Here is a 23110-nt window from a genome sequence, read left to right as displayed (position 1 = left end):
CCCCCACGCGCAGCAGCAGCATCCTGACCCCCGCCCAGCTCCTCGAGGCCCTCCCGGGGGCACTGAGGAAGCTGGACCCGCGGGCGCTCCTGGCCACCCCCGTGATGCTCGTCGTGGAGGCCGGCGCCGCGCTCACCACGGTGCTGTCGGTGCTGGACCCGAGCGTGCTGGGCTGGTCGGTCACGGTCTGGCTCTGGCTGACCGTGCTCTTCGGCAACCTCGCCGAGTCCGTCGCCGAGGGCCGCGGCAAGGCGCAGGCCGCCAGCCTGCGCGCGCTGCAGGAGGAGACCACCGCACGCCGCCGGCGCCCCGACGGCGCCACCGAGGAGGTTCCCTCCACGGCGCTGCGCACCGGCGACCTGGTCGTCGTCGAGGCCGGCGAGCGGATCCCCGGCGACGGCGACGTCGTCGAGGGGGTCGCCTCGGTCGACGAGTCCGCGGTGACGGGCGAGTCGGCCCCGGTGATCCGGGAGTCCGGGGGCGACCGGTCCGCGGTCACCGGCGGCACGATCGTGCTCTCGGACCGCATCGTCGTGCGGATCACCTCCGACCCCGGCCAGTCCTTCGTGGACCGGATGATCGCGATGGTGGAGGGCTCGCAGCGCCAGCGCACCCCCAACGAGATCGCGCTCGGCGTGCTGCTGTCCGCGCTGACCATCGTCTTCGTGGCCGTCGTGGGCTCGCTCTACTTCGTGGCCGACTACAGCGACGCCGGGCAGTCGGTGCTGGTGCTGACCGCGCTGCTGGTCTGCCTCATCCCGACCACCATCGGGGCGCTGCTCTCCGCGATCGGCATCGCCGGCATGGACCGCCTCGTACGGCGCAACGTGCTGGCCATGTCCGGGAGGGCCGTCGAGGCCGCCGGCGACGTCGACGTGCTGCTGCTCGACAAGACCGGCACCATCACCTACGGCAACCGGCAGGCCTCCGAGCTGCTCACGCTGACCGGGGTGCCGCGCGAGGACCTGGTCGACGCGGCCCTGCTGTCGTCGCTGGCCGACGAGACCCCGGAGGGCCGCAGCATCGTCACCCTGATCGGGGCCCTGGACGGGGAGGGTCGCGACGTGCCCGCGGGCGCCACGATGGTGGAGTTCTCCGCCACGACCCGGATGAGCGGCCTCGACGCCGAGGGCCGCCGGGTCCGCAAGGGCGCCGCCTCCTCGGCCGTGCAGTGGGTCCGCGACTCCGGGGGAGAGACGTCCGCCGAGGTCGACGACCTCGTCGGCCGGGTGAGCGCGTCCGGCGGCACCCCGCTGGTCGTCGCCGAGCAGCGCGGGACCGACCCGGCCCGCCTGCTCGGGGTCATCCACCTCAAGGACGTCGTGAAGGACGGCATCAGGGACCGCTTCGAGGAGCTGCGGGCCATGGGCATCCGCACGGTGATGATCACCGGGGACAACGCCGTGACCGCGCGGGCGATCGCCGAGGAGGCCGGCGTCGACGACTTCCTTGCGGAGGCCACGCCCGAGGACAAGATGGCCCTGATCCGCACGGAGCAGGCCGGGGGACGCATGGTCGCGATGTGCGGCGACGGCACCAACGACGCCCCCGCGCTGGCCCAGGCCGACGTCGGGGTCGCGATGAACACGGGGACCTCGGCGGCCAAGGAGGCCGGCAACATGGTCGACCTCGACTCCGACCCCACCAAGCTCATCGACGTCGTCGAGATCGGCAAGCAGCTGCTCATCACCCGCGGCGCGCTGACCACGTTCTCGGTGGCCAACGACGTGGCCAAGTACTTCGCGATCCTGCCGGCGATGTTCGTCGTCGCCTTCCCCGGTCTCGACGTCCTCAACGTGATGCGGCTGTCCTCGCCGGGCTCGGCGATCCTCTCCGCGGTCGTCTTCAACGCCCTGGTCATCGTGGCGCTGATCCCGCTCGCGCTGCGCGGCGTGGCCTACCGGCCGGCCGCGGCCTCCGACCTGCTGCGCCGCAACCTGCTCGTGTACGGCCTCGGCGGGCTCGCCGCGCCGTTCGTGGGCATCAAGCTCCTCGACCTCGTCATCTCCCTCCTCCCAGGACTGTGATCCGACCATGCTGAACGACCTCTACGCCCTCTTCCGCCAGAGCCTCGCCGGGCTCCGGCTGCTCCTGGCCGCCACCCTGCTCCTCGGGGTCGCCTACCCGCTGGCGGTCACCGGGGTCGCCGCGGTCGCGATGCCCTGGCAGGCCCGCGGGTCTCTGGTCACCGCCGACGGCGAGCGCACCACCGACCCGGCGCAGGCCGTCGGCTCCGCCCTGGTCGGGCAGGCCGTGGTCGGTCTCGCCGACGGCACCCCGCTGTTCTTCCCGCGGCCCTCGGCCGCGGGCGACGGCTGGGACACCCTGTCGACCTACGGCTCGAACTACGGCCCGGAGAGCCCGGAGCTCGTCGCCGCGATCACCGAGCGGCAGGCCGAGGTCGCCGAGCGCGAGGGGGTCGCCCCCGGCGACGTGCCGGCGGACGCGGTGACGGCCTCGGCCTCCGGGCTCGACCCCGACATCTCGCCGGACTACGCCGCGCTCCAGGTCCCCCGGGTGGCCGCCGCCACCGGCCTGTCGGAGCAGGAGGTCCGCGACCTGGTCGCGGAGCACACCTCGGGCCGGACCTTCGGGGTGCTCGGCGAGCCCCGCGTCAACGTGCTGCTCCTCAACCTGGCCGTGCGTGGCCTCGCCGGCTGAGCCCCGTGCCGGGCGGGGACGGTCGCGGGATACTGGGGTGGTGAGCGAGGAGCAGCGCGGCCGCCTGACCGTCTACCTCGGCGCAGCCCCGGGCGTGGGCAAGACGTACGCCATGCTCGGCGAGGCCCGCCGGCGGCGGGACCGGGGCACCGACGTGGTGGTCGGCTACGTCGAGACACACGGTCGGGCGCAGACCGCCTCCCAGGTCGAAGGGCTGGAGGTCGTCCCGCGCGCCGTGGCGACCTACCGCGGGACGACCTTCTCCGAGATGGACACCGACGCGGTGATCGCCCGCGCGCCGGCGGTGGTCCTCGTCGACGAGCTCGCCCACACCAACGTCCCGGGCAGCCGCCACGAGAAGCGCGCCCAGGACGTGGAGGCGATCCGGGCCGCGGGCATCGACGTGATCACGACCGTCAACATCCAGCACCTGGAGTCGCTCAACGACGAGGTGGAGCGGATCACCGGGGTCCGGCAGCGCGAGACCGTCCCGGACGAGGTGGTCCGCACCGCCGACCAGATCCAGCTGGTCGACATGGCCCCCGACGCCCTGCGCCGACGGATGGCGCACGGCAACGTCTACAAGGCCGAGAACATCGACGCCTCGCTGACCTCCTACTTCCGGGTCGGCAACCTGACCGCCCTGCGCGAGCTGGCGCTGCTGTGGCTGGCCGACCGGGTCGACGACGCGCTGAGCGACTACCGCCGGGCGCACTCGATCTCGCGCACCTGGCCGACCAAGGAGCGGATCGTGGTCGCCGTGACCGGCGGCGCGGAGAGCGAGACCCTCATCCGGCGGGGCGCCCGGCTCGCGCAGCGGGCGGCCGGCTCGGAGCTGGTCGCGGTGCACGTCATCGCCACCGACGGCATCGCCACCGTCGAGGACCGCCGGATCGCCCGCGCCCAGCAGCTGGTCGCCTCCCTGGGCGGCACCTTCCACTCGGTGGTCGGCGAGGACGTCTCGCACGCGGTGGTCGACTTCGCGGGCGGCGTCAACGCCACCATGGTGGTCGTCGGCGTCTCCCGGCACGGCCGGCTGCGGCGGCTGTTCGCCGGGACGACCGGCGACCGCGTCGCCCAGCTCGCCGGCACCATCGACGTCCACCTCGTCACCCACGAGCAGAGCGCGCGCACCGGCCGCCCGCGGTGGTACCTCTCGCCGCTGAGCCGGCAGCGGCAGCTCCTCGGCCTCGCGCTGGCCGTGGTCCTGCCGGTCCTGCTCACCCTGGTCCTCGACGCCTTCCACGACCCGGACCAGCTGCCGCTCGACCTGCTGCTGTTCCTCGCCCTGACCGTGCTGGTGGCGCTCGTCGGCGGGCTGGTCCCCGCCCTGGTGGCGGCGGTGCTCGGCTTCGTGCTGATGAACTGGTTCTTCACCCCGCCGCTGAACACGATCACCATCGCCGACCCGCAGAACCTGGTCGCCCTGCTCGTTTTCGTCGCGGTCGCGGTGGGCGTGGCCACCGTGGTCGACCGGGCGTCGCGACGCTCCGCCGAGGCCGTCCGGGCCCGTACGGAGGCCGCCACCGTCGGCGCGCTCTCCCGCTCGGTGCTCACCGGGCAGGACACCGCCGAGGCCATCGTCCAGCGGCTGCGCGAGACCTTCGGGCAGGACGCCGTCTCCCTGCTGGAGCGCACCGGCGTCGGCTGGCAGGTCGTGGCCGCGGCCGGCGGACCGGGCGCGTCCTCGCCCGAGGAGGGCGACACCCGCGTCGACGTCGACGAGAACCACCTGCTCGTGCTGTGCGGCGAGCCCCTGCGGGCCAGCGACCGGCGGGTGCTGGAGGCGTTCGCGGTGCAGACCGGCCTGGTGCTGGAGTACCGCCGGCTGCGGGGGCGCGAGGAGCGCGCGGCCGTGCTGGAGCGGGCCGACGCCACCAGCACGGCGCTGCTGCGGGCGGTCTCGCACGACCTCCGCACGCCGCTGGCGACCATGCGTACCGCCGTCGACGGGTTGGTCTCGGGCTCGCTGGGGGAGACCGACCGCGCCGAGCTGGTCGGTGCGGTCGCCTCGTCGACCGAGCAGCTGGAGCGGCTGATCGACAACCTGCTCGACCTCTCCCGGCTCCAGTCGGGGCTGGTCCGGCCCCGGCTGGCCGACCGCAGCCTCGACGAGGTGCTCCCGCTCGCGGTCTCGGGCTACCCCCCGGGCCGGGTCCGGCTCGAGGTCGACGAGGGGGTGCCGTTCGTCCGCACCGACGCCGGCCTGCTGGAGCGCGTCGTCGCGAACCTGGTCGGCAACGCCGTACGGCACTCGTCGGAGACGCCGGTCCGCGTGCTCGCCCACGTGCTGCCGGGCACCGTCGAGGTGCTGGTCGTCGATCGCGGCCCCGGGGTGCCGGCCGCGCAGCAGGAGCGGATGTTCGAGCCCTTCCAGCGTCTCGACGACACCTCACCCGGCGGGCTCGGGCTCGGCCTCGCGGTCGCGCGCGGGCTCACCGAGGCCGTCGGCGGCACCCTGACCGGCGAGGACACGCCCGGCGGCGGACTGACCATGGTCCTGTCGCTGCCACGTGTGGGGGCCGGGGCATGACGGCGAAGGTCCTGGTCGTCGACGACGAGCCCGCCCTGGCCCGCGCGCTCGCGATCAACCTGCGCGCCCACGGGTGGGAGGTCGTGGTGGCCGGCGACGGTCGCGGCGCGCTCGAGGCGGCCTCGACCCACCACCCCGACGTCGTGCTGCTCGACCTCGGCCTGCCGGACATGGACGGCACCGAGGTGATCGCCGGCCTGCGGGGCTGGTCGAAGGTGCCCATCGTCGTGCTCTCGGCGCGCCAGCACGGCGAGGACAAGGTCGAGGCCCTCGACCTCGGGGCCGACGACTACATCACCAAGCCCTTCGCGATGAACGAGCTGCTTGCCCGGCTACGTGCCGCGCTCCGCCGCGGCGCCACGCCCGAGCCCGAGCAGACCCGGGTCGAGGTCGGGGCGCTGGTCGTCGACCTCGCCCGGAAGAAGGTCAGCCGCCGGGGCGAGGACGTCCGGCTCACCCCCACCGAGTGGGCGTTCCTGGAGCTGCTGGCCCGCCACCTGGGCCGGCTGGTGTCGCGCGAGCAGGTCCTGCGCGAGGTGTGGGGCCCCGGTTACGAGGACGAGACGGGCTACCTGCGCGTCTACGCCGCCCAGCTGCGCCGCAAGCTCGAGGACGACCCGGCGCACCCCCGCCACCTCGTGACGTCACCCGGGCTGGGCTACACGCTGGAGCCGTGACCCGGGCGCCTGCCGGCAGGCACCCGGGTCCGTCAGGGCGTCACAGCGAGGCGCACTGGTCCTCCTTGTTGCCCTGCACGACGTTGCCGCTGCCGGTCGGCTTCGGCTTGTTCTCCTTGCACTGCAGGTTGCCGTTGATCCGGTTGTTGGTGAACGTCTGGGCGGCCCGGTTGGTGAAGGACTGGACGTCGGAGCCGACGCGGTTGCCGGCCAGCACCGCGGCCCGGCCCTGCGTCAGCTGGATGCTGCCGTCGACCACGGAGGAGCGCACGACGACCTTGGCGTGGCCCTCGGCCTGCACGTTGCCCTCGACGTCGATGTTGCGGGCGGTCAGGGTGGCGCCGTTCGAGATCTTCACGGTGCCCTGGACCTTCGTGCCGGTCAGGGTGCAGGTGGCGTTCTGCGGGACCACGACGTTGTCGACCGTGACCGCCCCGATCGAGCCGCGGCACACGCGCTCGTCGGCGAAGGCGGGGGAGGGGGCGGCCAGGACGGACACGGCGACGGCGAGCGCGCCGAACCCGGCGGCGACGGACTTGTTCATGGGGGTTGCTCCTCGGCTCGTGGCCGGGACCACCCCGGCGCACGGGTGACCTTCCGGTCGTCGGGTGAGGTGACGGTGAGGGGCCGGTGAGAGCCCTCTCATCGAGGGGGCAGGTGGACCTGTCCGTACGGCGCGTCCGTCCCGTCGGCCCCGAGAACAGGACAGAGGTCCCGGATGGCCCGGGCACCCCGAGGAGTCTGGCCCGGGCCGCGCCGCTGCTCTGGCAGAGTCCTCCCGTGAGCAGCCACGAGCCCCGTACCCCCCGCGCCGACGGCATCCTCGTCACCGTCGCCCCCACCGGCGCCGAGACCGCCAAGGCCGACTGCCCGGCCCTGCCGACCACGCTCGAGGAGCTCGTCGTCGCGGCGCAGGAGTCCGAGGCCGCGGGTGCGGCGATGGTGCACGTGCACATCCGCGACGACGACCACGCTCCCTCGTTGGACGCCACCCGGCTGCGCGACACGGTGCAGGCGCTGCACGAGCAGACCGACCTGGTCGTCCAGCTGTCCACCGGCGGCTCGGTGCACGACCCGCTGGAGCAGCGACTGAAGGTGCTCGACGCGGAGCCGGACTCCTGCAGCCTGACCCTCGGCACGGTGAACTTCGGCGACGACGTCTTCCTCAACCCGTGGCCGTTCGTGAGCGAGCTCTACCAGCTGGCGCAGGAGCGGGGGGTGCTCCCGGAGTTCGAGATCTTCGACCTCGGCCAGGTCGCCACCCTGCACCGCCTGCTGGACAGGTACGGCCCCCCGCCGGCCGGGGCGGTGCACTGCGACTTCGTGATGGGCGTGCCCGGCGGGATGCCCGGCACCGCCCCCGCGCTGGTCGCCGCGCACGCCGCGCTCCCGCCCGAGGTCACCTCCTGGTCGGCCACCGGCGTCGGGCGCACCGCGCTGCCCGTCGCGCTGACCACGCTGGCGATGGGCGGGCACCTGCGGGTCGGGATGGAGGACACCCTCACCCTGCGCCGCGGGGTGCCGGTGGAGTCGAACGCCCAGCTGGTCGGGCGGGCCGTACGCCTGGCCGGCGAGGCGGGGCGGACGCCGTACGACGTGGACGAGGCGCGGGCGCTGCTGCGCCTGCCCGCCCGGGGGCGCTGACCCGGGGACGCGGGCGGACGTCATGCGATCCGAGGATCCGTGTCCTCGATCTGGATGACGTCCCACGGGTTCAGCGGCCGGCGGCCCAGATCGCCTGCACCTGCGTCGGGGTTAGTGCTGTGGTGTGGACGGCCGCCCAGGCCAGGCTGCCCTGGTAGTACTCGCTGGCGGGGATCTCGGTCCAGCTGGCCAGGTTGTCCCAGCCGATCCGCCACTGACCCGTGTAGTTCTGCGCGGAGGTCACCGAGGCGTCGCTGTCGACCAACGCCCCGTCGATGTAGAGCCGCAGACCGGTGGTGGACGACAGGGTGCCCACCGCGTAGTGCCAGGTGTTGTTGTTCAGCCCGGTGCTCGACTCCACGGTCCTGACCGCGTTCGGGTAGACGCCGAAGACGACCTTGCCCGCGTTGGTCAGGTAGAGGTGGCGGTCGTAGCTGCCCGACTCGGTGGTCCCGGTGCCGTTGCCGAAGCCGATCAGCCTCCCGCCGCGCTGGCTGTTGGTCTTGAACCAGATGCCCGCGCTGAACGTGCCGGGGTTGATCTGGGTCTGGGTGGGGCCGCTGAGGAACGCCCGGCCGGTGTTCGTGGTCACCGGGGCGTTGATGGTGACCCCGGTGCCGGCGTCGCCGCCGCAGGGCCCGTCCTGGCGGTACGCGATCGGGCTGCCGCGGTAGGTGCCGGGCCGCGAGGGGTTCGAGGTGTCGGCGACCGCGGTCCCGCTGGCCTCGTTCATCGGGTAGATGAAGAACGGGCTGCCGACGTTCGTCGCGACCTGGCAGGTCGAGGGCCGGCCGAAGACAGCGCTGGAGGCGGTGTTGGTCTGGTTGGTCACCGAGGTGACGAAGCCGCCGAAGGTGCTGGGCGCGGCCACGGCGGCCACGAGGGCAAGGGCGAGCGCGGCGACGGCGAGCAGCACCGTACGGCGCTGGCCACCCGCGGTGCGGGCGCTCACGCGGCCACCAGCTCGGGCTCGGGCTCGGTGGGCGCGAGGTCGGTCTCGGGCTCGTCGTGCGGCACGAGGCCGACCGCGAGGGTCCACAGCAGGGGGAGCAGGCAGAAGAGGACCAGCGCCACCCACCAGCCGAGGGAGAGGTCGAGCCGGGTGAGGACGTCGTACGCCCCGGTGTCGGCGCCCGTGGTCAGGTGCAGCGTGCCGACCTGGCCGTCGACCAGGGAGACCGAGGCCGGGCCGTCGGGCTCGAACGCCTCGATCGGGAGCAGCCCGGTCGAGACGACGTCGAGCAGCACGCCGGGCGAGCCGTCGGCCGGGGCGGCCTGCGTCATCCGCTCCAGGCCGACCCAGGGCTTGAGCACGAACGTGGTCACCGCCAGGGACATCGACACCCCGACGACGCGCCAGGAGTAGCGGCGGGGGGTCGCGACGCGGATGGTCAGCAGCCAGACCACGGCCAGCCCGACGAAGAACAGGGGCAGGCCCTGGACCGCCCAGCCGAGACCGGGAGCGGAGAAGGAGACCCCGCCGACCAGGTCGTCGGCGCCGACCACCCACGGGTCCACCGCGGCGTTGATGTCGCCGCGGGTCCGCAGGCCGGCGTCGGTGACCCGTGCGACGCGGTGGGTGTAGACGACCCCGGACTCCGGGTTGCGGAAGGTGATCACGTCGCCGTCGGCGACGGCGCCGAGCTCGGTCGGCGTCGTCAGGACCAGCGAGCCGACCGGCAGGCTCTGCCCCATCGAGGGCGTCTTCACGATGAACCAGCGGCCCCCGTCGAGGCGGAACAGCACGGCGGCCACGACGGCCGAGAGCACCAGGAGCGCGCCGAGGCCGAGCGCGGCGCGGCGCACGGTCCTCGTCGTGGTGCTGCTCATGGGGGCTCCGGGGGCCCCCACGTCCCTGCGCGACCTCGGCCTGCCCGAGGACGCCCTCGACGACGCGGGCGGTGGCCTCGTCGAGGGCGTCCTCGGGCAGGCCGAGGTCGCGCAGGGACGTGGGGGCGTCGAGGTCGGCGTAGAGGCCGAGCAGGCCGGTCAAGGCGTCCGGCGCGTCGAGCGCGGCGGCGATCCGGGCGGCGGCGTCGGGCGCGGCGTCGGCGTTGAAGGCGAGCACGTGCGGGAGCACCACCGCGTGCGTCTGGGCGTGGGGGAGGTCCCACGTGCCGCCGAGGACGTGGCAGATCTTGTGGTGCAGCCCGGAGCCGGCGCCGGCGAAGGTCGCGGCGGCGAGGTAGGCGCCGTACAGGCAGCCGGCGCGGGCGGCGAGGTCGCCGCCGTCGGCCACGACGCCGCGGAGCGCCGGGGCGAGGGCCCGGACGCCCTCGGTGGCGGTGGCGTCGAGGACGGGGTTGCGGCGGGGCGCCCAGAGCGAGTCGACGCAGTGGGCCAGCGCGTTGAGGCCGCTGGCGACGGCGAGGTCGACGGGGAGGCTGACCGAGAGCTCGGGGTCGTAGACGACCACCCGGGGCAGGACGACGGGGTCGGTGCCGGTGGTCTTGGTGCGGCCCTCGGTGAGGCCCCAGACGGGCGTGGCCTCCGAGCCGGCGTAGGTGGTGGGGACCGCGACGACCGGGAGGCCGGTGGTCAGCGCGACCGCCTTGGCCAGCCCGGTGGTCGAGCCGCCGCCGACGCTGAGGACGAGGTCGGCGTCCACGTCGGCGGCCAGCCGGCGGGCGGCCTGCGCCACCTCGACCGGGACGTGGGGGCGGACGCCGGTGAAGCGTGCGGCGACGGGGAGGTCGGCGGCGAGCGAGTCGGCGAGACCGGCCTCGGCCTCGGTGCAGGCCAGCAGCACCCGGGTGGCGCCGAGGGCACGGACCTCCTCGGGCAGCGCGCTGCGGGCGGTGCCCGCGCCGAAGACGAGTCGCTGCGCGTACGTCTGGTGCCGGAACTCCAGCGGCGTCATCGGTCCTCCTGGTCGCGCCGCGCTGTGACTGCGCTCACACCTGCGGCGTCCGACCAGTCTCGGACCGGCGGTGTCATACGTCCAATATCTATCGGCATGCCCAGCGATAGCATCTGCGTATGGATCTCCGGCAGCTGCGCTACTTCGCCGCGGTCGTGCGGGAGGGATCGGTCTCGCGGGCGGCCGCCACCCTCGACATGACCCAGCCGCCGCTGAGCGCCGCGATCGCGCAGCTCGAGCGGGAGCTGGGCGTCCGGCTCCTCGAGCGGCACTCGCGCGGGGTCGACGCCACGGTCGCGGGCGAGCTGCTGGCACGCGAGGCCGTACGGCTGCTGGACGACGTGGACGAGGTCACCGCCGCGGTGCGGGGGATCGGCTCGGGGCGTACGGGCCGGCTGGCCGTGGCCACGGCCTCCGCGGTCACCTGGGAGATCCTGCCCAACCTGCTGGTCGCCTTCGAGCGCCGCTCGCGCGACGTCGACTCCGAGGTCGTCGAGGCCGGCGACCCCGAGGTCGTCGACCGCGTGCGCGACCGGCGGGCGGACGTCGGTGTCGTCTACTGCACCCGTACCCAGCACCTCGAGCGGCTGCGCGGGCGCGAGCTCGAGGTGGCGCTGATCCACCGGGAGCCGGTCGTCGTCGTGGTGCCCGGCGACTCGCCCCTCGCCGCGGAACCGACGGTCGACCTCGCCTCGCTCGGCGACGAGCGGTGGATCGTGCCGACCGCGCACGACGGCTTCCCCGGGCTCGCCGCCCACACCCGGCAGGCCTGGCAGCTGGCCGGCATCTCCCCCGACGCCCGACGCACGGTGGACAGCGCCAGCACGGTCGTCCGCCTGGTCGCCGCCGGTCTCGGGATCGCCCTCGTGCCGGCGTCGGTGCGCGCGCTCGGCCCGGGGCTGGGGACCGGCCTGCGGACGGTACGGCTGGCCACCCCGCTGGCCCCCGTCGAGGCCGCCGTGGTCTGGCGGCGCAACGAGCGGCCGTCACCGGTGCTGGGGCGCTTCCTCCGCGCGGCGCTGGCCACCGAGGAGCCGGACCGGCTCGGGCCGTCGGTGGCGCGGCACCACGTGCCGGGAGAGGACTGATCGGACCCGTCCGACCGCGTCCGACCGCGGTCGGGTCCGATCCTCGGTAGCGTCCGGGGCCTCGGGCCCGACCGGCACCGGGACCGCCGGCCCGAGAGGACGCCCGATGAGCGACGAGAAGCCGCCCGAGAGCCCGTGGGACCGCCCGTACCAGGGCGACCCGCCGCCGGACACGTCGTACCGCGGGCCGGAGCAGGTGCCCCAGCAGCCGCCGTACGGCCAGCAGCCCCCGGCGTACGGCGCGCCCCCGCAGGGCCAGCCGCATCCGTACGGCCAGCAGCCCCACCCCCAGCAGAACCCGTACGGCGGCCAGCCCACCGGCTACCCCCAGCAGCCGCCCTACGGCCAGCCGCCCTACGGCGCCCCCGGCGGGTACGCATACGGCGGGCCGGTGAAGAAGAGCAACACGACCCGCAACGTGCTGCTGATCGTGCTCGGCGTGGTCATCCTGTTCTTCGCCGGCTGCGCCGCGCTGGTGATCGGCCTGGTGGCCGGGGTCGACAACGCCGTCGAGGAGGGCATCACCGGCGGCGACCCGGTGGTGGTCGAGGAGGGCGAGGCGTTCAGCTTCGACGGCCTCGACGCGGACCAGGGGTGGAGCATGGGCCGGGAGAACGTCGGCGGCTCGACCATCAAGGGCCTGCGCGTCACCGCCACCGAGGAGGGCCCGCTCGGCAGCGGCATCAGCTCGGTGCTGATCTTCCGCTTCTACGCCGGCTCGGAGAACATCGCCGAGATCACCTGCTCGGGCAACCAGGTCGGGGTCGGGGAGAGCTCGCGGATGGACTGCTTCTCGGCCGACGCCGTGCCGCGCGGCTACGACGAGATCCGGGTGGGCGGCTACTTCTAGCCCCTGCCCGGGCGGGCGGCGCGCGGCGTGGTCGGGAGGCGGCAGGATGCCCCTCATGCCCGACCAGCAGCACGGCCTCGTCTTCCCCGCCGACCCCCACGACCCGACCCGCCGCAGCACGACCGCACTCGGGCGGGCGGTGGTGGCCGACGCGCTGCGCGCCGTCGACGAGGTCGGGGCGCGGGCCGCAGCGGCGGAGACCGGGTGGCGCTCGGACTACCTGGTGCACTTCCGCCGCCTGGTCGAGGCCGGCCTCGCCTCCCCCGAGGCCGCCGTGGCCGTGGCGCGGGCCGGGCTGGACTCGCTGCACGACCGGATGCGCGTGGCCACCGACCGGACCGGCGAGGACGACGACCGCCTCGCGGACTGGCCGCCCTCGGCCCCGTTCGACACCGTCGAGCAGCAGGGGGCGGCGGAGCCGGTCACCGAGCTGGTGCTGCCGTACCGCGGGGAGCGGCTGCGCGGGGACGCCGTACGCCGTCGGGTCGACGCCTGGGTCGAGGCCGGCGTGGTGGAGCCGAGCCTGGCCGAGGCCGTGGGCGCGGTCCTGGCCAACCCGGACTGGCTGCGCCTCGAGGGCCGGACCGTCGCCGTCGTCGGCGCCGGTTCCGAGATGGGCCCGCTGCCGTCCCTGGTGCGGTGGGGCGCCCGGGTCGCGGCGGTCGACCTCGCCCGCGAGGACCTGTGGAGCCGGGTCGACGAGACGGTGCGCGGAGGCGCGGCGACCGTGGTCAACCCGGCGCGCGACGGCCACCGTGGCGCCGACCTGCTCGCCGACGTCCCGGCGCTCGCGGACTGGCTGGGCGCCCAGCCGGGCACCCTGGTGGTGGGCAGCTACGTCTACGCCGACGGCGCGACCAACGTCCGCGTGAGCACCGCGGTCGACGAGCTGAGCCGCCGGCTGCTGGCCGCCGACCGAGGAACGGACGCGGTCGAGCTGGCGTTCCTGGCCACGCCCACCGACGTCTTCGCGGTGCCCGCCGAGGCCGTCGACGCCGCGACCCAGGCCTACGAGGACCGCTCGCGGGTGGCCCGCGCCCTCGGCCGCCCGCTGCGCACCGCCTCCGGCGGCCGGCTGCTGCGCCGCCCGTACGCCCCCGGCTCGGACCCCGGCCTCAACGACTCGCTGGTCCCGCAGCAGGGCCCGAACTACGCGCTGGCCAAGCGGCTGCAGCGCTGGCGCGCGACCGTGGCCCGCCACGACGGCGTGACCGTGTCGATGAACGTCGCCCCGCCGACCCGGACCCGGTCGGTGCTGAAGAACCGCGGGCTCGCGGCGGCGTACGCGGGGGCGCACCGCTTCGGCGTCGAGGTCTTCGACCCCTCCACCTCGAACGTGCTGATGGCCGCGCTGCTGGTCCACGACCTGCACACCGGCGGCGGGCCGCGCCACGAGCACCCCTGGGAGGACGAGGCGTACGCCGCCGCCCACGGCGGGCTGTGGCGCACGGCCTATGCCCCGCGCAGCGCGCTCGGGCTGGCGGCGCTGCTGGGTGTGGGCGGCGCGCGGGGCTGAGCGGCTGGGCGAGGTGTGGGGCGAGCGGGGCGAGCCGGGGCGAGCGTCATACGGAGTCGTGGGTCTGAGGACGCGCTGTAGCGCGTCGTGGGGCACACGACCCGGGAAGTCGCCCAGGTCAGAGGCTCGACGCGGGCTCGGCAGGGGTCGGCACCTCGTGCTGCACGAAGGCACTCCCGGCTTGTTCGCGAACCAGCAGATCGCCGCGGTGGCGGAGCGGATGGAGACGGCGACCTTCCGCGAGGCCGGGCTCCGCCTGGCCGGCGCATGAGTCCGCGCGGCCTCGATCTCGGCGTGGTCGCGAGCCGCCCCCGGCTGGTCACCTGGCTGCTGGACGACCTCATCGCGGGGGCGTTCGTCGACAACCTGGTCGGCCGCGCTGCGGCCTCGGACCGGCGCCTCACGAGCGAGGAGCAGGCCCGGGTGCGGGCGTGGTTCGGCGGCTGATGGTCCGCGAACCACGAGACGTCCACAGGTCGTGCTCGCCGCCGCGTCCTCCACACCGTCGATCGAGCGGACGGCGGCCCGGGTGCTGACGGGGCGACGATCCGGGCATGACCGCCGAGACGACCCGTAGCCCCTGGTGGATGGTCAACGCCATCTTCGACCCCGACGGAGGCGGCGCCGACTTCTCCTACACCGAGGGGCTGGCCGCCCGAGGTCACCCGGAGCTCCACATCTGGGCCCGTCCCACCGACGGGCTCGACCCGGGGGAGGACTGGCACTTCAGCCAGCGCGACACCTGCGTCCTGCTCAACCGGCTCGCGTGGCGGCTGGTCGACGGTGCGCTGCAGGTGGGGGACCGGTGGGAGGAGACGTACGACGGCGGGCTGGTCACCGTCCGCTTCGAGCTCGGTGGGCCCGTAGAGGCCGCCAGCGTGGAGGCGTTCGGGGCACGCGACGCCCCCGTGCTGCCGGTGCGGTGGTCGCTCGAGCGTCCACCTGTCGTGGCTCCACGGGCCTTGTCCACGGCGCAGCGCGCGACGTTGCGCACGGAGTACGACGACCTGCGAAGGCTGCTGCCACCCGGTACGGCCGCGCCCCCCGGGTGGGCGCTGCCCGGCCGGTTCTCGGCGGGCCCGCGGCAGCCGTACGGCCCGCGGCACGCGATGGTGCTCGCCAGGGCGGCACAGCTGTTCAGCGGCGATGCGTCCTTCTGGTACCGCCTGATGATGGCGGCCATGCTGCAGCGTCAGCAGGCGCCGGCGGGTCATGCGGTCGCGGTGGCTTACGCGGCCGCCCGTGGCGCCGGACGTCACGGCGCCGTACGACGCCTGGAGGACGCGGTGCACCAGCTGCGGGCAGGCCTCGGGGTGACCTGGGCAGTCGACGAGGTCGGTGTCGCACTGCGGGCGATCCTCGGCCCGGTCGTCGACGAGGAGGTGCGCCAGGCGTGGCTCGACGCGGCGGGCGTGAGCATCGAGTCCTGCCTGCTCGTGGAGGCGGTCGCCGACGAGGTTCCGGACCAGGCCCTGACGCTCGGGCAAGGTGCGGTGCGCAGCTCGTCGACCACCGACGAGCGGGCCCCGGGACCCGAGTGGCTGGCTCCCCAGGAGGTCCTCGAACGCGTCCAGGCCCTGATGGCGCGGCTCGGGACCGAGGCGATGCTGGCGTGTGCCAAGCGGTGGGACGACCAGGTCGGCACCGAGGCCGTGCAGGTGCTGGGCGGCCGGACCATGCTCACCTCCAGCCACGGTCCGACGATCCGGCTGGAGGTGGACGGCGTCACCGTCTTCGGGCCGCTGGAGCTGGTGCGGGAGCAGCGCCGGCTGCAGGCGGTCCTGCAGTGCTGGGTCAACGACCTCACCGCGGTCGTGGTGCACCGCGGTGAGCTGTCCGGCCGGGTCGTCGCCGAGTTCTGTCGCGCGAGCGGCCTGCCCGAGTGGATGGCGAGGACTCTCTCGGCACAGCGCAACTAGATTGCTAGCATCGTGCAACATGCGCACTCTGTACCTGCGGAACGTGCCGGACGACGTCGTACGCCGCCTGCAGGTCCTGGCCGAGCGCGACGGCACGTCGGTCGGCGCGGTCGCCGTGCGGGAGCTGGCCGACGTCAGTCGTCGCGCCGACAACGCCGACCTGCTGGGTGCGTTGGCCGACCTGGCGGTGACCCCCGACGAGATCACCGAGGGCCTGGACGAGGAGCGCGACGCGCGGTGATCGTCCTGGACGCCTCGGCGGCCCTGGCCGGGCTCCTCGGGGCGGGCCCGGCCAGGGACGCGATGGCCGAGGACCAGCTGCACAGCCCGCACCTGATCGACGCGGAGGTGGCCAGCGGCCTGCGCCGTCTGGTCCGCTCGGGTCGGATCACCCCGGACGACGGCGGGCGGGCAGTCGGGACGTGGGCCCGTCTCGGGCTCGTGCGGTACCCGGTCCACGGGCTGCTCGGGAGGATCTGGGAGCTCCGGGAGAACGTCTCGGCCTACGACGCCGGGTACGTCGCGCTCGCCGAGACGCTGGAGTGCGCGCTGCTGACCGCGGACCGACGTCTCGGTGCGGCCCCGGGGATCCGGTGCGTGGTGACCGTCGTTCCCGGGTGAAGAGCCCCGAACGCCCACGGACGCCGACCCCGGGTGCTTTGATACCCCGGCCGGGACGGAGGTCCCGGGCGGCCCGGTGGGGCCAGGACATGGGAGACGTCGTTGCGCGCAGCTGGTCGATCGATGAAGGGCCGGCTGCCGGGCAGCCGGCTGGTGCCGGGCCTGGTGGTGCTGCTGGCGGCGCCGACGGGCGCGGTCGCCGCTGACGGGGGGCTGGGCGGTCCGCAGTCGTCGCGGCCGCAGCTGGCCGTCGGGCGGAGCACCCTGGAAGCCGGGGAGGCCGTGCGGGTCTCCGGCGAGGTCCCCGGGCGTCGCGCGATCCTCCAGCGCCGCGTGGACGGCGGCGACTGGGAGCGGGCGGAGCCTCTCCACGTCGACGAGCGTGGGCGGTTCGCCCGCCCGACGACCCCGCCCGGCGGCCGTGTCGACCTGCGGGTCGTGGCACCCGTGGGCGGTGAGCGGCTGGTGTCGCGACCGGTGGCCCTGCGGGTGCTCGAGCCGGCGGGCCGCGTCGTCGCCGAGGTCGCGACCGGGGCGTCGCTGCCCGGGGACACGGTCGTCGTCGAGGGGTACCTGGACCGCGACGACGCCGGACCCGTGTGGCCGGAGGACATGGACGTCCCGCTGTTGCTGCAGCGGCGGGTCGGCGACCGCTGGGCGACCGAGGACCGCGGCCGTACGAACGCACAGGCTCTCTTCGAGCTCACCGCGCCGGCGCCCGGGACCCGACGACCGACGGAGACCACCTACCGCGTGGTGCGCCCGGTCCACGAGACGGCGCAGCGCGCCGTCTCCGCACCGGTCATGACCGCAGTGGTGCCGCGGGTCGTCCCGCTGCGCGTCGACGGCCCCGGGTCCTGGGTCGAGACGAGCCCCGGTGCCGACGTCGCGACCCTCGAGCTCAGCGCCGGGGAGCCCGTCACGATCGCCCTGTCCGACCTCGCACCGGACTCGGAGGCCTACCTCGACATCCGGGGCCCGGGCGGCGAGGTCGGCGAGGACGCGTTCGACGAGCGCGGCGAGGCCCTCGTCCCCTCCGTCAGCGGCACGTACACCGCGACGATCCGGGTCCCGGAGGGCGAGGAGCCCACCTCCGGGCTGGTCTGGGCCTCGAGCGTGCAGCTCCTGCCCGCGGTCGTCGACGGGGACCCGGTGGTCGTCCCCGAGCGCCGACCCGGCCAGGTGCAGTGGCTGACCCTCTCGCGCCAGGAGGGCGACCTCTTCAGCACCGAGTGCGCCCCCGGTCCGTGCACGGACTACCTCGACTTCGCCATCGCCGGCGAGGACACCGGCCACTACGCCTCGGTCGGTCCGGGGTCGCAGGACCACTGGAACCCGCCGCAGGACGGCGACTACTACTTCCAGACCGAGCAGCGGCCGGGGACCGAGATCTGGTTCACCTCGATCGTCGACCAGCCGACCCGCGTCGCGTTCATGCCCGAGACCTACGTGACGACGCGGCCCGGCGAGGTCAGCTCGCTGACCTTCGCGGCCGAGCCGGGCGCCCGCTACGCCGTGAACGTCACCGACCTCGGCCTGGTCGACCCGACCGGTCGACCGGCCACCTTCGACGTCGCGGGCTACAACCTCCCGGTCGCAGCCGACTTCCTCTACGAGCCGCACCAGCGGGGGAGGGTGCTGACCACGATCCGTACCGGCCCCGAGGGCGGGACGTGGACGATCGAGCTCGACCCGCGCGACGCCGCCGTCGGCCCGCTCGAGATCGACGTCGTGGAGGTCGACCGCTGAGGGCGGTCTCCCGGCCCTGGGCCGCTACCCCTGCGGGTGACCTGCGCCCGCACCCGTAGACCGCGCACCGGATGACACCCATAGTGGCCCGATGGCTTCGGTGACCGACGGACTCGACGACCAGCAGAGCGACCGGGCAGCGGGGGTGCTGATCGGGCAGGCCTGCGGTGACGCGCTGGGGGTGCCGTACGAGGCCGGGACGCCCCCCGGGCCCGGCGAGCCGGCGGAGATGAAGGGCGGCGGGATCGGCGATCTCGCGCCGGGGGAGTGGAGCGACGACACGGCGCTGGCCGTGGCCATCGCCGACGTCGCCGCCACCGGCGCCGACCTGACCACGCCCGAGGCGCTCGACGCGATCGCGACGGGGTTCCTGGCGTTCCTCGACTCCGGACCGGCCCAGATCGGCGAGCAGACCGCGGCGGTGCTCGGGGCGACCCGGGACCGGCTGACCGACCACGTCGCTCCGGCGGCGCTGATGACGCAGGTCGCCGCCGACTACGCCGCCGAGCACCAGGACGAGGACGAGCACGTGGCCGGCACCGGCGCCCTGATGCGCACCAGTGCGGTCGCCCTGGCCCACCTCGACGACCGCGTGAAGCTGGCCGCGGCCGCCCGCGCCGTGGCCGCGCTGACCCACGCCGACCCGCTCGCCGCCGAGTCCTGCGTGCTGTGGTGCGAGGCGATCCGGGTGGCGGTGGTCGGTGGCCAGACCGACGTACGCGGCGGGCTCGACCTGCTGCCGCCCGGGCGCCGCGCCGACTGGGCGCGCTGGATCGACGACGCGCTGATCGGTCCGTCCTCGAACTTCACGGCCAACGGGTCCACCGTCGCCGCGCTGCAGGCGGCGACCTCGGCCATCGTGCTGACGCCGGCCAGCCACGGCCACGCGGGCGACCACCTGCAGGACGCGCTGCACGCCGCCGTCCGGATCGGCGACGACACCGACACCATCGCCGCGATCGCCGGTGCCCTGCTGGGCGCGAAGTGGGGCGCCTCCTCGGTGCCGGAGGAGTGGGCCGAGCGGGTGCACGGCTGGCCCGGGCGTACCGGCGCGGACCTCGTCAGCCTGGCCCGCGTGGCCGCCCAGGGCGGGTCCGGCGCCGCCCTGGCCTGATGGGCCCGTGCGCCGGCCCCGGGTGTGATACACGTCTCACACCCGGGTCGCATCGGGGCGACCCCTCCGATCGGAGCCCTCGTGGCACGTCGTCGCACCGCCGTCCTGCGTCCCACCATCCTGCGCCGCGGCGCCCTCGCCGGCCTGGGCGCGCTCGCCCTGGCCGCAGGTCTGCTCGCCCCCGCCGGCGACCCCCCGCCCGCCGCGGCGGCCGCGCCGTCGTACGTCGCCCTCGGCGACTCCTACTCCTCGGGCACCGGCACCCGCTTGTACGTCGACGACGGCACCGAGTGCCTCCGGTCGACCTCGGCGTTCCCGAGCCTGCTCGCGGCCCAGCGGGGTTACGCGCTCGACTTCCGCGCCTGCTCCGGGGCGACCATCCCCGACGTGACCACCGCCCAGCTCGGGGCGTTGTCGTCCACCACGTCGTTCGTGACGGTCTCGGTCGGCGGCAACGACGCCGGGTTCGCCGACGTGCTCACGACGTGCGCGCTTCCCTGGTGGGCGGCGAGCTGCGACAAGGCCGTCGACGGCGCGCAGTCCTTCATCAACGGCACGCTGCCGGGGCGCCTCTCGACGCTCTACGGCGCGATCGGCTCCCGTGCGGCGAACGCGCAGGTGGTCGTCGTGGGCTACCCGCGGATCTTCGGCGGCGAGGACTGCAACGCCGCCACCTTCTTCTCCGGCGCCGAGATGACCCGACTCAACGCCACCGCCGACCTGATCAACCGCCGGCTCCGCGAGGCCGCGGCCGCGCGCGGGTTCGCCTTCGCCGACCCGACCAGCAGGTTCGTCGGCCACGCCGTCTGCGCGGACGCCGAGTGGCTCAACGGGCTGTCGAACCCGATCGTCGAGAGCTACCACCCCAACCGGGCCGGCCACGCGTCGGGCTACCTGCCGACGGTCGCCGGGCAGGTGCCCGCGGCCCGGGCCGCCGACACCGGGCTCGTCCGGGTGCCGGCGCGCGACATCGCGGCCTCGCAGGAGCAGTACGCCGCCCTCGACCGCGACATCGAGCCGCAGGTCGTGCGGGCGCCCGACCTCACGTCGCCGGCCGTACGCCGCGCGGCCGAGCGTGCCGGGATCGACCTGGACCGGTGGGTGGCGCGGCACGCGGCCTGACCGCCCGCAGCAGGAGTCGTGTGCCTCTCCACGGTCCGGGGACCGTGCTCAGGCACACGACTCCGCGCGGCGCAGCCTCAGCCCGCCGCGACCTCCCGCAGCCGCCCGACGACCGCGGCGGCCACGCTCGCGGTGAAGGCCTCGGCGTCGCCGGTCTCCGGCACGATCGCGTGCACGATGCCGGCACGCATCAGCTCGCCGGCCGGCACCCGCTGGTGGGTGGCCATCTCGGCGGCGTGCGAGGAGTCGCCGTGCACGATGACGCTCGCGCCCTCGGGCGGGAGCGGTGCCAACCAGGCGTGCTCGGTCGCCACGACGTGCTCGGCGCCCAGCAGCGCCAGCGCGCCGCCGCCGCAGCCCTCGCCGAGCAGCAGCGCCACCGTCGGCACGGTCAGCGTCGACATGGCCGCGATGCAGCGGGCGATCTCGCCGGCGATCGCGCCCTCCTCGGCCGAGGGGGACAGCTCGGCGCCGGGGGTGTCGATCACGGTGACCAGCGGCAGGCCGAGCTCCTCGGCGAAGCGGATCCCGCGGCGGGCCTGGCGCAGCGCGGCCGGGCCCATCGGGTGCGCCGCGCTCTGCCGCGAGCGGTCCTGGCCGACGATCACGCAGGGCTGGCCGTCGAGGCGGGTCAGCGCGACGATCACCGCGCTGTCGCGCTCGCCCTCGGCGGTGCCGCGCAGGCGTACGGTCCTGCTGCCGGCGACCCGGAGCAGCTCGCGGACCCCAGGGCGCTCGGGCTTGCGGGAGCGGCTGATGTGCTCCCAGGCGTCGAGCTGCTCGAGGTCGTCCAGGCCGGCCACCTCGGTGACCAGGGGCGCCGCCGCGACCAGCTGCGGCGCGGTGGGGCCGTCCACGAGGGTCGCCAGCGCGTTGTCGACCAGGCCGGTGAGCGCCTCGGCCGGCACGACCGCGTCGAGGATGCCGTGCGCCGAGAGGTTCTCCGCGGTCTGCACGCCGGCCGGGAACGCCTTGTCGTTGAGCGCCTCGTAGACCTTCGGGCCGAGGAAGCCGACCAGCGCACCGGGCTCGGCCACGGTGAGGTGGGCCAGCGACCCCCACGAGGCGAAGACGCCGCCGGTGGTCGGGTTGCGCAGGTGCACGAGGTACGGCAGCCGCGCCGCGCGGTGGGCCATCAGCGCGCGCGAGATCTCGATCATCCGCACGAACGCCGGCGTGCCCTCCTGCATCCGGGTGCCGCCGCTGGCCGTCGAGGCCAGCAGGGGCAGACCCTCGGCGGTCGCCCGCCGGACCGCGGCCACGATCCGGCCGGCCGCGGCCTGGCCGATCGAGCCGGCGAGGAAGTCGAACTCGTTGAGGACGACCGCGACCTCGCGGCCGCGGACCCGGCCGCGGCCGGTGATGACCGACTCGTCGACCCCGGACCGCTCGGCGGCCTTGCGCAGCTGGGCGGCGTACTCCTCGGAGACCTCGCCCTGGTCGACGGGGACGTCCCACGACTCCCAGGAGCCGTCGTCGAGGACCAGGTCGATCAGCTCGCGGGCGTGCCAGCGGCGGGTCACGCGCGGCCCTCCTCGGACTGCGGGTGGGTCTGCTCCAGCCAGGCCCGGACGCTCGCGCCGTGCTGGTCCAGGGTCGGCGGCGCCGTGTGGTCGCGGTGGGTGACCTCGGTGCCGTCGCCCTCGAAGAACCGCAGCGGCGGGCCGGGGGTGGTGATCGTCCCGAGCTGGGGGTGCTCGACCTCGACGACCAGGCCCTGGCTGTGCACCTGGTCCCAGGCGTAGACCTCGTCGATCGTGCGGACCTTGCCGGCCGGGATGCCGACCTCGGCCAGCCGGGCCAGCAGCGGCTCGGCGTCGGTGCCGGCGAACGCGGTCTCGACGAGCTCGACGACGCGGGCGTGGTTGCCGACCCGCTCGGGGTTGGTGGCCAGGCCCTCGGCCGCGGGGTCGAGGTCGAAGCCGGCGCAGAACTTGCGCCACAGCCCCTCCGACCCGACCGAGATCTGGACCGCCCCGTCGCGGCAGCGGAACAGCCCGTACGGCGCGATGGAGGGGTGGTGGTTGCCCTGCGCCTGGCCGACCTGGCCGGCGACGGTCCACCGGGTGCCCTGGAAGGCGTGGACGCCGACGACCGCGGCGAGCAGCGAGGTGCGGACGACCGAGCCGACGCCGGTGCGCTCGCGCTCGTGCAGCGCGGCGAGGACGCCGTAGGCGCCGTACATGCCCGAGAGCATGTCGGCGATCGGGACGCCGACGCGCTGCGGGTCCTCGGGGCCGGAGCCGGTCAGCGACATCAGGCCGGCCTCGCCCTGGGCGATCTGGTCGTAGCCGGCGCGCCCGCCCTCGGGGCCGTCGTGGCCGAAGCCGGTGATCGACAGCACGACCAGGCGCGGGTTGCGCGCGGTCAGGCTCTCGATGCCCAGCCCGAGCCGCTCGAGCACGCCGGTGCGGTAGTTCTCGACGAGCACGTCGGCGCGGTCGACGAGCTGCAGCAGGACCTCGCGGTCGGCCTCGGCCTTGAGGTCGAGGGTGATCGACTCCTTGTTGCGGTTGGTCGACAGGAAGTACGTCGACACGTGCTCGTCGCCCACGAACGGCGGGCCCCAGCTGCGGGTGTCGTCGCCGCCGTCCGGCGTCTCGACCTTGATCACGCGGGCGCCCTGGTCGCCGAGCATCTGCGTGGCGTGCGGCCCGGCGAGCGCGCGGGACAGGTCGACGACGACGGTGCCGGCGAGCGGGCCCCCGGTCGACGAGGTCGAGGAGGTCGGGGTGGAGGAGGTCTGGTCGGTCATG

20 protein-coding genes and 1 pseudogene are annotated in these 23110 nt (G+C 74.9%); 15 read left to right on the top strand and 6 right to left on the bottom strand.

The features are described from left to right. Positions 1-20 precede the first annotated feature (20 nt). Genes kdpB through GV155_RS15690 form a run of 4 tightly spaced genes read left to right on the top strand, consistent with a single transcriptional unit; the run spans position 21 to position 5871 of the window. Entirely contained in the window at positions 21-2027 is a 2007-nt protein-coding gene (kdpB, locus tag GV155_RS15705; protein ID WP_160011452.1) for a potassium-transporting ATPase subunit KdpB, read from the top strand. A 7-nt stretch (positions 2028-2034) separates the two neighbouring features. Next, positions 2035-2661 (top strand): K(+)-transporting ATPase subunit C, encoded by a 627-nt coding sequence (gene kdpC / locus GV155_RS15700; protein WP_160009462.1) that lies wholly within the window; start codon positions 2035-2037, stop codon positions 2659-2661. Positions 2662-2701: 40 nt separating this feature from the next. Continuing rightward, positions 2702-5194, top strand: coding sequence for a DUF4118 domain-containing protein (locus GV155_RS15695; protein ID WP_160009460.1), 2493 nt, complete (start codon positions 2702-2704; stop codon positions 5192-5194). Continuing rightward, positions 5191-5871 carry a response regulator transcription factor gene (locus tag GV155_RS15690; protein WP_160009458.1) on the top strand — a complete coding sequence of 227 codons (681 nt, stop codon included), beginning with the start codon at positions 5191-5193 and terminating at the stop codon, positions 5869-5871. The genes GV155_RS15695 and GV155_RS15690 overlap by 4 nt, the downstream gene beginning before the upstream one ends. Positions 5872-5911: 40 nt before the next feature. Here GV155_RS15690 and GV155_RS15685 read toward each other — a convergent pair whose 3' ends face one another. Next, complete coding sequence (locus GV155_RS15685; RefSeq protein ID WP_160009456.1) at positions 5912-6415, bottom strand: hypothetical protein; 504 nt, start codon at positions 6413-6415, stop codon at positions 5912-5914. 236 nt (positions 6416-6651) lie between these two features. Between GV155_RS15685 and GV155_RS15680 the strand changes: the two genes are divergently transcribed. Beyond that, the gene (locus tag GV155_RS15680) at positions 6652-7515 is read left to right on the top strand and encodes a 3-keto-5-aminohexanoate cleavage protein (RefSeq protein WP_160009454.1); all 864 of its coding nucleotides are present in this window, start codon (positions 6652-6654) and stop codon (positions 7513-7515) included. Positions 7516-7585: 70 nt separating this feature from the next. On the opposite strand, the gene GV155_RS15675 is transcribed toward GV155_RS15680, so the two are convergent. From GV155_RS15675 to GV155_RS21150, 3 genes and pseudogenes are all read right to left on the bottom strand, one after another. Further along, positions 7586-8467: a LamG domain-containing protein gene (locus GV155_RS15675; RefSeq protein WP_236554358.1), complete on the bottom strand. Its 882-nt coding sequence runs from the start codon at positions 8465-8467 to the stop codon at positions 7586-7588. Then, positions 8464-9345 (bottom strand): S26 family signal peptidase, encoded by an 882-nt coding sequence (locus GV155_RS15670; RefSeq protein ID WP_160009452.1) that lies wholly within the window; start codon positions 9343-9345, stop codon positions 8464-8466. The genes GV155_RS15675 and GV155_RS15670 overlap by 4 nt, the downstream gene beginning before the upstream one ends. 100 nt (positions 9346-9445) lie before the next feature. Beyond that, positions 9446-10375, bottom strand: a pseudogene (locus tag GV155_RS21150) (maleylacetate reductase); the annotation flags it as partial. A 119-nt stretch (positions 10376-10494) separates the two neighbouring features. Here GV155_RS21150 and GV155_RS15660 point away from each other — a divergent pair. From GV155_RS15660 to GV155_RS15615, 10 genes are all read left to right on the top strand, one after another. Then, a complete protein-coding gene (locus tag GV155_RS15660) occupies positions 10495-11463 on the top strand; it encodes a LysR family transcriptional regulator (protein WP_160009450.1) in 969 nt (322 codons plus the stop codon). Positions 11464-11569: 106 nt separating this feature from the next. Beyond that, positions 11570-12313, top strand: coding sequence for a DUF3824 domain-containing protein (locus tag GV155_RS20505; RefSeq protein WP_201300197.1), 744 nt, complete (start codon positions 11570-11572; stop codon positions 12311-12313). Between the two features lie 55 nt (positions 12314-12368). Continuing rightward, positions 12369-13829, top strand: a complete 1461-nt coding sequence (locus GV155_RS15650; protein WP_160009448.1) for a hypothetical protein — start codon at positions 12369-12371, stop codon at positions 13827-13829. 267 nt (positions 13830-14096) lie between these two features. Beyond that, positions 14097-14276, top strand: coding sequence for a hypothetical protein (locus GV155_RS15645; protein WP_160009446.1), 180 nt, complete (start codon positions 14097-14099; stop codon positions 14274-14276). A 107-nt stretch (positions 14277-14383) separates the two neighbouring features. Further along, positions 14384-15748 carry a hypothetical protein gene (locus tag GV155_RS15640; RefSeq protein WP_160009444.1) on the top strand — a complete coding sequence of 455 codons (1365 nt, stop codon included), beginning with the start codon at positions 14384-14386 and terminating at the stop codon, positions 15746-15748. A 19-nt stretch (positions 15749-15767) separates the two neighbouring features. Continuing rightward, entirely contained in the window at positions 15768-15989 is a 222-nt protein-coding gene (locus GV155_RS15635) for an antitoxin (RefSeq protein ID WP_160009442.1), read from the top strand. Beyond that, positions 15986-16369, top strand: coding sequence for a type II toxin-antitoxin system VapC family toxin (locus GV155_RS15630; protein WP_160009440.1), 384 nt, complete (start codon positions 15986-15988; stop codon positions 16367-16369). Before GV155_RS15635 ends, GV155_RS15630 begins: the two co-directional genes overlap by 4 nt. A gap of 123 nt (positions 16370-16492) precedes the next feature. Further along, positions 16493-18118, top strand: a complete 1626-nt coding sequence (locus GV155_RS15625; protein ID WP_160009438.1) for a hypothetical protein — start codon at positions 16493-16495, stop codon at positions 18116-18118. 91 nt (positions 18119-18209) lie between these two features. Beyond that, positions 18210-19232: an ADP-ribosylglycohydrolase family protein gene (locus tag GV155_RS15620; protein WP_160009436.1), complete on the top strand. Its 1023-nt coding sequence runs from the start codon at positions 18210-18212 to the stop codon at positions 19230-19232. A gap of 81 nt (positions 19233-19313) precedes the next feature. Further along, complete coding sequence (locus tag GV155_RS15615; protein ID WP_236554356.1) at positions 19314-20354, top strand: SGNH/GDSL hydrolase family protein; 1041 nt, start codon at positions 19314-19316, stop codon at positions 20352-20354. A gap of 77 nt (positions 20355-20431) precedes the next feature. On the opposite strand, the gene GV155_RS15610 is transcribed toward GV155_RS15615, so the two are convergent. Both GV155_RS15610 and GV155_RS15605 read right to left on the bottom strand, forming a co-directional pair. Next, the gene (locus GV155_RS15610) at positions 20432-21877 is read right to left on the bottom strand and encodes a carboxyl transferase domain-containing protein (RefSeq protein WP_160009434.1); all 1446 of its coding nucleotides are present in this window, start codon (positions 21875-21877) and stop codon (positions 20432-20434) included. Then, complete coding sequence (locus tag GV155_RS15605) at positions 21874-23109, bottom strand: CaiB/BaiF CoA transferase family protein (protein WP_160009432.1); 1236 nt, start codon at positions 23107-23109, stop codon at positions 21874-21876. Before GV155_RS15605 ends, GV155_RS15610 begins: the two co-directional genes overlap by 4 nt. Position 23110 lies beyond the last annotated feature (1 nt).

It is taken from the genome of Nocardioides sp. AX2bis, assembly GCF_902506435.1.
GTDB lineage: Bacteria > Actinomycetota > Actinomycetes > Propionibacteriales > Nocardioidaceae > Nocardioides.
Note: the sequence above shows the minus strand (reverse complement) of the source record. Positions and strands in the feature narration are given on the sequence as shown.

Bases quoted from the DNA above. Each gene is read 5' to 3' on its own strand.
- GV155_RS20505 (WP_201300197.1), top strand. From the start codon at position 11,570: ATGAGCGACGAGAAGCCGCCCGAGAGCCCGTGGGACCGCCCGTACCAG.
- GV155_RS15620 (WP_160009436.1), top strand. From the start codon at position 18,210: ATGGCTTCGGTGACCGACGGACTCGACGACCAGCAGAGCGACCGGGCA.
- GV155_RS15690 (WP_160009458.1), top strand. From the start codon at position 5,191: ATGACGGCGAAGGTCCTGGTCGTCGACGACGAGCCCGCCCTGGCCCGC.
- kdpC (WP_160009462.1), top strand. From the start codon at position 2,035: ATGCTGAACGACCTCTACGCCCTCTTCCGCCAGAGCCTCGCCGGGCTC.
- GV155_RS15625 (WP_160009438.1), top strand. From the start codon at position 16,493: ATGAAGGGCCGGCTGCCGGGCAGCCGGCTGGTGCCGGGCCTGGTGGTG.
- GV155_RS15640 (WP_160009444.1), top strand. From the start codon at position 14,384: ATGACCGCCGAGACGACCCGTAGCCCCTGGTGGATGGTCAACGCCATC.
- GV155_RS15605 (WP_160009432.1), bottom strand. From the start codon at position 23,109: ATGACCGACCAGACCTCCTCCACCCCGACCTCCTCGACCTCGTCGACC.
- GV155_RS15635 (WP_160009442.1), top strand. From the start codon at position 15,768: ATGCGCACTCTGTACCTGCGGAACGTGCCGGACGACGTCGTACGCCGC.
- GV155_RS15670 (WP_160009452.1), bottom strand. From the start codon at position 9,345: ATGAGCAGCACCACGACGAGGACCGTGCGCCGCGCCGCGCTCGGCCTC.
- GV155_RS15660 (WP_160009450.1), top strand. From the start codon at position 10,495: ATGGATCTCCGGCAGCTGCGCTACTTCGCCGCGGTCGTGCGGGAGGGA.
- GV155_RS15645 (WP_160009446.1), top strand. From the start codon at position 14,097: ATGAGTCCGCGCGGCCTCGATCTCGGCGTGGTCGCGAGCCGCCCCCGG.
- GV155_RS15650 (WP_160009448.1), top strand. From the start codon at position 12,369: ATGCCCGACCAGCAGCACGGCCTCGTCTTCCCCGCCGACCCCCACGAC.
- GV155_RS15685 (WP_160009456.1), bottom strand. From the start codon at position 6,415: ATGAACAAGTCCGTCGCCGCCGGGTTCGGCGCGCTCGCCGTCGCCGTG.